Source organism: Phenylobacterium sp., from assembly GCF_031360265.1.
Lineage (GTDB): Bacteria > Pseudomonadota > Alphaproteobacteria > Caulobacterales > Caulobacteraceae > Phenylobacterium.
Genome location: NZ_JANMBF010000055.1, coordinates 1 through 7,615 on the forward strand (window position 1 = coordinate 1; position 7,615 = coordinate 7,615).

At 68.8% G+C, this 7,615-nt stretch carries 7 protein-coding genes and 1 pseudogene; 5 read left to right on the forward strand and 3 right to left on the reverse strand.

The genetic code is table 11. The features are described from left to right. Window positions 1–80: 80 nt before the first annotated feature. Window positions 81–278 (reverse strand): annotated as a pseudogene (locus tag RMN86_RS04825) (cold-shock protein); the annotation flags it as partial. Window positions 279–461: 183 nt separating this feature from the next. Here RMN86_RS04825 and RMN86_RS04830 point away from each other — a divergent pair. Then, entirely contained in the window at window positions 462–1,049 is a 588-nt protein-coding gene (locus tag RMN86_RS04830) for a TIGR00730 family Rossman fold protein (protein WP_309604699.1), read from the forward strand. An 83-nt stretch (window positions 1,050–1,132) separates the two neighbouring features. Here the strand turns inward: RMN86_RS04830 and RMN86_RS04835 are convergent, their stop codons facing one another. Next, on the reverse strand, window positions 1,133–2,152 hold the full coding sequence (locus RMN86_RS04835; protein WP_309604700.1) for a glycine zipper 2TM domain-containing protein: 1,020 nt from the start codon (window positions 2,150–2,152) through the stop codon (window positions 1,133–1,135). A gap of 141 nt (window positions 2,153–2,293) precedes the next feature. Between RMN86_RS04835 and RMN86_RS04840 the strand changes: the two genes are divergently transcribed. Beyond that, a complete protein-coding gene (locus RMN86_RS04840; protein WP_309604701.1) occupies window positions 2,294–3,415 on the forward strand; it encodes an alpha/beta fold hydrolase in 1,122 nt (373 codons plus the stop codon). Here the strand turns inward: RMN86_RS04840 and RMN86_RS04845 are convergent. Then, a complete protein-coding gene (locus RMN86_RS04845; RefSeq protein WP_309604702.1) occupies window positions 3,412–4,143 on the reverse strand; it encodes an SDR family oxidoreductase in 732 nt (243 codons plus the stop codon). The two genes, RMN86_RS04840 and RMN86_RS04845, sit on opposite strands and share 4 nt — an antisense overlap. A gap of 100 nt (window positions 4,144–4,243) precedes the next feature. On the opposite strand from RMN86_RS04845, the gene RMN86_RS04850 reads away from it, so the two are divergent. From RMN86_RS04850 to RMN86_RS04860, 3 genes are all read left to right on the forward strand, one after another. Beyond that, window positions 4,244–5,182 carry a phytanoyl-CoA dioxygenase family protein gene (locus tag RMN86_RS04850; RefSeq protein ID WP_309604703.1) on the forward strand — a complete coding sequence of 313 codons (939 nt, stop codon included), beginning with the start codon at window positions 4,244–4,246 and terminating at the stop codon, window positions 5,180–5,182. Next, complete coding sequence (locus RMN86_RS04855; protein ID WP_309604704.1) at window positions 5,179–6,957, forward strand: amidohydrolase; 1,779 nt, start codon at window positions 5,179–5,181, stop codon at window positions 6,955–6,957. The genes RMN86_RS04850 and RMN86_RS04855 overlap by 4 nt, the downstream gene beginning before the upstream one ends. 312 nt (window positions 6,958–7,269) lie before the next feature. Beyond that, window positions 7,270–7,615 (forward strand): ATPase domain-containing protein (locus RMN86_RS04860; RefSeq protein ID WP_309604705.1); only part of this gene is annotated, 346 nt, incomplete at its 3' end.

Sequence of the window (7,615 nt, forward strand, 5' to 3'; positions counted from 1 at the left end):
CCGCCGCCGCCGCGCGGACGGTCGAACCCGCCCCCGCCCCCGCCGCTGCGCGCCGGAGCCGCGCCCTGGCCGGTGACCACCAGCTGGCCCGCCGAAAGCTTGCCGGATCGTCGATCCTGCTCGAGTTGGAAATTGACCAGATCGCCTTCATTCAGGCCGCGCAGGCCCGCCTGTTCGACCGCTGAGATGTGGACGAAGACATCGCTTCCGCCGTCGTCGGGCTGGATGAACCCGAAACCCTTGGCGGTATTGAACCACTTGACCGTGCCGCTCGACATTCGCTTGACCTAACCGAGATAGAGTCTTGCGCCGCATGCAACGGCGCCCGGCCGCCGATTTTGGCGCCCCGTTTTAGCTATGTAGCGGGCGAAAGGCCGGTAGGCCAGCCGCCCAGTGACAGAAGGTCGCAATCGGCCTACTGGATCGCCCCTTGGTTTCGTGGTTCGCAGGTGGATCTGGCGTTGAAGAGCATCGGCGTCTACTGCGGCTCGGCTTCCGGCAACGACCCCGCCTTTCGCGATGAAGCGATCGCCGCGGGAACCGTGATCGCCCGCCAAGGCCTGACGCTTGTCTACGGCGGCGGCAAGGTGGGCCTGATGGGCGCGGTAGCCGACGCGGCGCTGGCCGCCGGCGGCCGGGTGATCGGCGTCATGCCAGCGGACCTTGTCGACCAGGAGATCGGCCACAAAGGGCTGACCGAGCTCAGGATCGTGAACTCGATGCACGAGCGCAAATGGGCCATGGCCGAGCTTGCCGACGGATTCCTTTGCCTGCCGGGCGGACCGGGGACCTTTGAGGAGATTTTCGAGCAATGGACCTGGGCCCTGTTGGGCTTCCACGCCAAGCCCTGCGGGTTCGTGAATGTAAGTGGCTACTACGACCTGATGCGCCAGACCGTGCAGCAGATGGCCGACCGGGGGTTTCTGGCGCAGCCCTATGTGGACATGCTGATCTACGCTGACAGCACTGCCGAGGCGATCGAGGCGTTCCGCACCTACGTTCCGCCACCGCCCAAGTGGGGCGTGGCCGCCGTCGCCCAGCGCTACTAGGACCTGGGTCTGAGACCCGTTGCACCGACGAAAACGGGTCCCCGGCTTGCGCCAGGGACCCGAATGCCGTCGAGCGAGAGTGGTCAGTCCTGGCGTGAGGCGCGGACGCGAGTGCTGAGGTCGTCCAGCTTGGCCTGGATGTAGGCCTCGTCGCGACCGCGCAGCTGGCCGTGACGGCGGCTCATGCGCTTTTCCTCGTGGCGGATGTCGGCGAGCTGGCGAAGCGCCCGGTCGCCCTCGTAGCGGCTCAGCGATCCGGTGCTCACGTCGCGCTGGATGGTCTGTTCGAGCCAGGCCTCGCGGCTGCGGACATCGCGGCGCTGAGTGTTGGACGGGGACTCGTAGTTGGCCTGTGAGCCATAGGCGCCGGCCGAGGCCGCCGTGGCGACCCAGCGACCCTGCGCGTCATAGTACCCCGTGGCCGTGCCGGCTCTCCAGCGGCCGTTGGTGTCGTAGTAGCCCGGCTGCGCGTCGGCGATCCAGACGCCGTTGGCGTCGCGGTGGCCCATGGCCTCGCCGGCCATCCAGCGACCGTCGGCCATGTAGTGGCCGGTGGCGGGCGCGGCCACCCAGCGGCCGTTCTCCCAGTGCCCGCTGGTCGAGCCGGCGACCCACTGGCCGTTGGCAGCATAGTAGCCGCTGGCCGACGCCGGCACCCAATGGCCGTCGGAGTCGTAGTAGCCGGCGGTCGAGGCCGGCTTGTTGGAAGCCACCCAGCGACCCCGGTTGTCGTAGTAGCCGTTCGGCGCGCCGGCGACCCACTGGCCGTCACGGTCGTAGTAGCCCGAAGCGTTCTCGCGGGTCACGTCGTTGGCGTGCCATTGGCGATTGCTGTCGTAGTAGCCATAGGCATGCGTGCAGTCGCGATCGCCCTTGGCGATCTGGTTGCCGATCACCGCGCCGCCAATGCCGCCGACGATGGCGCCCGTGCCTTTCTCCCCGTGGCCGGCGACGGCGCTGCCCAGCAGGGCGCCGGCGATGGCGCCGACAGCCGTGCCCGCCGTGCGGTTGTTGCTGCGTTGCTCGCAGGTCTGCTGAGCCATGGCCAGCGACGGTATGAGGGTCGCCAGCGCGATGCCGGCGACGAGAAGGTGTTTGCGCATTTGGAACTCCTGGGTCCTAGACATCCTGTCCGTCCCTTTGGTCCACACAACGCCCGCTGCATGGCGCAGGTTCCGCCCGGGGCGGTTCCACCCCTGTCCAGGGACGGGTAGGCTCGGGGTTCTCAGGGAGGCTGGACGCCAATGCGGACGCGCGGATCGATCGGTGGGCGGCTGCGGATCCTGGGCCTGGCGGGCCTGGCGGCGCTGGCCCTGGCGACGCCCGGTGCGCGCGCCCAGCCGGCGTCGCACGCGACCCTTGCGCCAAGGGAAGCCGACTTCACGATCGCCGACTTCCATTTCCGCTCCGGCGAGCGCCTGGCGCGGCTGCGCATCCACTCCCGCACCCTGGGCCAGCCGCGGCGCGACGGGGCGGGCCAGGTGGTCAACGCCGTCCTCCTGCTGCACGGCACCGGCGGGGCCGGGACGCAGTTCCTGGCGCCGCAGTTCGCCGACGTGCTGTTCGCGCCGGGGGGCCGGCTCGATCCGGCGAAATACTTCATCGTCATGCCCGACGGCATCGGCCACGGCGGCTCGTCGAAGCCGTCGGACGGCCTGCGCGCCCGCTTCCCGCACTATGACTATGCCGACATGACCGCGGCCCAGCACGCCCTGGTCACGCAGGGGCTGGCGGTCGGCAAGCTGCGGCTGATCCTGGGGACCTCCATGGGCTGCATGCACGCCTTTGTCTGGGCGCAGACCTGGCCGGACGCGGCCGCGGCGCTGATGCCGCTGGCCTGCCTGCCCGCGCCGATCGCCGGCCGCAACCGGCTGTGGCGGCAGATGGCTATCGCGGCGATCAAGGCCGATCCCGCCTGGCAGGGCGGTGACTATGCGACCCCGCCGGTCCAGGGCCTGAGGACCGCTGAAGACCTGCTGATCCTGGCCGGCGCGGCGCCCTGGCCGATGCAGCTGGCCCTGCCGACCCGCGAGGCGGTCGACGCCTACGCCGCAAGGGAAACCGCCGCCCGCGTCGCCGCCGCCGAGGCCAACGACCTGATCTATCAGCTCGACGCCTCGCGCACCTATGACCCGTCGGGCGGGCTCGGGGCCATCTCAGCGCCGATGACCTGGATCAATTCCGCCGACGACTTCATCAACCCGCCGGAGCTGGGCGTCGCCGAGCGGCAGGCCCGGCGCATCGGTTCGGCCCGCTTCGTGCTGCTGCCCGCCCGCGCCGACGGCCACGGCCACGGAACCCACACCTGGGCCGCCTTCTGGCAGGACGAGCTGGCCGCATTGCTGCGGCGGTCGGGGGGAGATTAGCGCACGTAGCTCGCGCCATTGATGTCGAGCACGGCGCCCGTCATCGAGGCTGGCGCGTCCAGGGCCAGCCAGGCCACGGTGTCGGCCACCTCCTCGGGGCTCGCCACCCGGCCCAGCGGGATGTCGGCCAGCAGCGCCGCCCCGCCCCGGCTCGACAGATAGTCCTGCGCCATTCCGGTCATCGTGAACCCCGGACAGACCGCGAAGGCCAGGATGGCCTCCGCCGCATAGGCCCGCGCGATCGACTTGGTCATCGCCACCATCCCGGCCTTGGACGCCGCATAGTGCCAGTGGGCGGGCGAGTCGCCGCGATAGGCCGCCCGGCTGGCGACATTGACGATGCGCCCGCCGGCCTGGCGGTCGCGCCAATGCAGCACCGCGCGCCGGCAGAGGTCGGCGCTGGCCTGCAGGTTGACCTGAAGGGTTCGCGCCCAGGCCGCCCCCCATTCGGCGTCCGGCGCATCCACCGCCACGGCCTCGAACACCCCGGCATTGTTGACCACCGCGTCGATCCGCCCGTCCAGCCGCGCCAGGGCCGCGTCCCACAGCCGATCCGCCGCCCCGGACTGGCTGAGATCGGCGCCGATCACCCCGTCCGCGTCAGCTCGCCCCCCGTCTGTCCGGCCATGTCCGACCACCCGCACGCCGCGCGGGCCCAGCGCCGCGACGATCGCCGCCCCGATGCCGCGGGTGGAGCCGGTGACGAGGATGTGACGGGGTGCGGTCATGGGGCTGTCTTACGCCATCGCGCCAGCGGGGGTTGCACGCAAGTGACCCGCTGCGCTCTAAATGCCCGCTGCCAGATGGACGGCGAGGGGAGACAGAGCGATGCGCCTGCCGGAAGATCACCGCTTCGGACCCGACGACATCGAGACCTGGCGGCGCGACGGGGTCGCCCTGCTGCGCGATTTCTTCAGCGCGGACGAGGTTGCGGCGGTCTGTGCGGACTTCGAGACGGTGTTCGGGCGCACGGCCGGCGGCGACCAGCCCATGAACAAGAAGAAGGCCGACGAGATCGGTCGCTTCAACGGCGCCCAGTTCAAGGCGATCGAGATTATCCCCTTCGACTGCTCCCCGGCGCTGAACCTGATCGGCCTGCACCCGGCGCTGATCGCCTTTGCGAAAGCGGCGCTGAAGACCGACGCCGTGCAGCTCTATCAGTGCCAGGCCTGGGCCAAGTTCACCGGCGACGCGGACTACGACCAGCCGTTCCACTGTGATTTTTCCAACCACACCCTGACCGTGCCGTCAGAGGATTCCGCCCGCAATTCGGTGACCATCCTCAGCTACTTCACCGACGTCTCCGACGAACACGGCGCCATGCACTATGTGACGCGTCCCGACAGCGCCGCGATCGCCGGGCCGGAGGCGTCGCTGAACTTCGACCCCGACGCCCAGTCGAAGCTGCAGAAAGCCCTGGCGCGGCGCGAACGGTCCAGTGCGTCGCCGGCGGGGACCGCGATCCCCTATTCGATCGACGTCTATCACCGCGGCACCAACCTGACCGCGCCGAACGGGCGCCGCTACGCGGTGATGGCCTGTTTCAAGGCCGCGGGCGATGAGAGCATCGGCTACACCGCCTGGCAATTCCATCACACCCGGCCGTGGGCCCGCCTGGTCGACCACGCCACCCCCGAACAGCTCGCCTGTCTGGGCGTGCAGCGTCCCGGCGACCCCTTCTGGACCGACACCACCCTGGCCCGCGCCCAGGCCCGCTACCCCGGCTGGGACCTCAGCCCGTATCGGGATGCCGCGGGGGTTTCGTGATCGCGGGATCGCGCGGACGCGGATCGCTCCGGCTGGCCCCCGCCGCCGGGGGACTCTTCGCGGCAATCGCCTGGGCGCTTTCGCCACTGGGAGCCTGCGCCGCTGGCGCAGAGCCCGACGTCATCTATCTGCACGGCCATGTCCTCACCGCCGATGCGGCCCATCCCCGGGCCGAGGCGGTCGCGGTGGGCGGCGGACGCATCCTCGCTGTCGGCCGCGATTCCGCAATCGCCTCGCTACGTGGCCCGCATACCCAGGTGGTTGATCTGACCGGCAAGACGATGACACCCGGCTTCGTGGACGGGCACAGTCATATCGGCGATCTCGCTGCGATCTGGCGTCTCGTGGACCTATCGCCGTCCCCGGTCGGTACAATCGGATCTATCGCCGGCCTGCAGCAAGCAATGCGGACCTTCCTCGCTGACCACGCCGCGCCCGCCGATCAGATGGTCATTGGTATCGGCTATGACGACTCCCTGATGTCGGAGCGACGCCATCCGAACATCGCCGAGTTGGACGCTGTGTCGGCTCACCGGCCAATATGCGTCGTCCACGTCTCGGGCCATCTGGCGCGCTGCAACCACGCCGCGCTCAAAAGGCTCAGCCTCGACGCCTCGTCGCCCGATCCAAAAGGCGGGCGCTTGGGCCGCGACGCTGCCGGCCAACTCACTGGGGCGTTGGACGAACAGGCGGTCGGCTTGGCCCTGGCGGCGCTACCGGCGCCTTCACCGGCCGAGGCGGCCAAAGCGCTTGACGAGGTCCAAACCTACTATGCCAGCCAGGGCTATACGACGGCGCAGGACGGCCAGACCTCCAGTCCCGCGCTTGGACTGCTTCAGGCCGCCAGCGCGGCCGGCGCCCTTAGACTGGACGTCGTGGCTTACCCGAAATGGACCCTGGTCGACGACTGGGTCGCCCACCGTGGCGTTGTCATTGGCGGACCCTATGTAAATCACCTGAAGTTTGCGGGTGTGAAGATTTCCCAGGACGGCTCACCCCAGGGCAAGACCGCCTATCTGACCAAGCCCTACCTGCACCCGCCGGCGGGTGCGGCGGCCGACTATCGCGGTTACTCCACGCTGTCGGCGGAAGAACTCGACGGCTGGTACGATCGGTTCATGGGGCGGGGCTGGCAGGTTCAGACCCATTGCAACGGCGATGCCTGCATCGACATGGTGCTGGCGGCGATCTCAAAGGCCTATGCGGCCCATCCTGACGCTCGCGCCACACGCCCGGTGATCGTCCATTCTCAGGTGACCCGTCAGGATCAGCTTGCCGCCTACCGCCGCCTCGGAATCTTTCCGACCTTCTTCGCCGAGCACACCTTCTACTGGGGCGACTGGCACCGGGACGAAACGCTGGGGCGAGACCGTGCGGCCTTCATCAGCCCGACCGCTGCTGCCCAGAAGCTGGGCATTGACTTCAGCCTGCACACCGACGCCCCGGTGGTTCCTCCGTCGGCGATGCATGTCTGGTGGAGCGCGGTGAACCGCGTAACGCGCTCAGGCAGGGTTCTGGGCCCCGGTCAACGGATCTCGCCGGATACCGCCTTGGAGGCGCTGACGCTCTGGCCCGCTTGGCAGCAGTTCGATGAGACGATCAAGGGCTCTATCACGCCTGGCAAGTACGCCGACTTGGTGATCCTCGACGCCGACCCAACACGGATCGATCCTATGAAGATCAAGGATGTGAAGGTGCTGACGACCATCAAGGACGGCGTGGTCATCTATCAGCGGGGCGAGACGCCCGTGGCGCGCCAGCCGTTCGCTAGCTGACGACAGCGCGGCCCCGGATGGCCGCTGCCAGGTAGCGGATTGCTCTCCTTCACCGTCGACCATCATGGCCTCTCCGCGGAGCGATGCGCCGGCATAGAGCCCATTGCCTCCAGGGAGCCGCCTCCGTGCAATCTCAAATGGATAGGTCGCCATTGATCGGCGCCCAAAGCGTGCCTCCTCCGAGCCCTGGCCTTACCCCCGCTTCCCGTCCTTAAAGAACATCTTGCGAACATGGAACAAAGGCGGTACGCAGGAGTCTCTGGCCATTGGGCCGGGCCGGTTGGCGGAATCGTGGGATAGAGGGCTCTGGACATGGCAACGGCGTTGAAACTCGTGGCACGCGAAGACGGTGACAAGCAGCGCGCTCTGGAAGCGGCGCTGACCCAGATCGACCGGGCCTTTGGCAAGGGCTCGGTGATGCGGCTGGGCGACAAGGGCAAGATCGTCGAGATCGAGAGTGTCCCCACCGGCTCGCTGGGGCTGGACATGGCGCTGGGCATCGGCGGCCTGCCAAAAGGACGCGTGGTGGAGATCTACGGGCCGGAAAGCTCGGGCAAGACGACGCTGGCCCTGCACGTGGTGGCCGAGGTCCAGAAACTGGGCGGCACGGCGGCCTTCGTCGACGCCGAGCACGCGCTCGACCCGTCCTACGCCCACA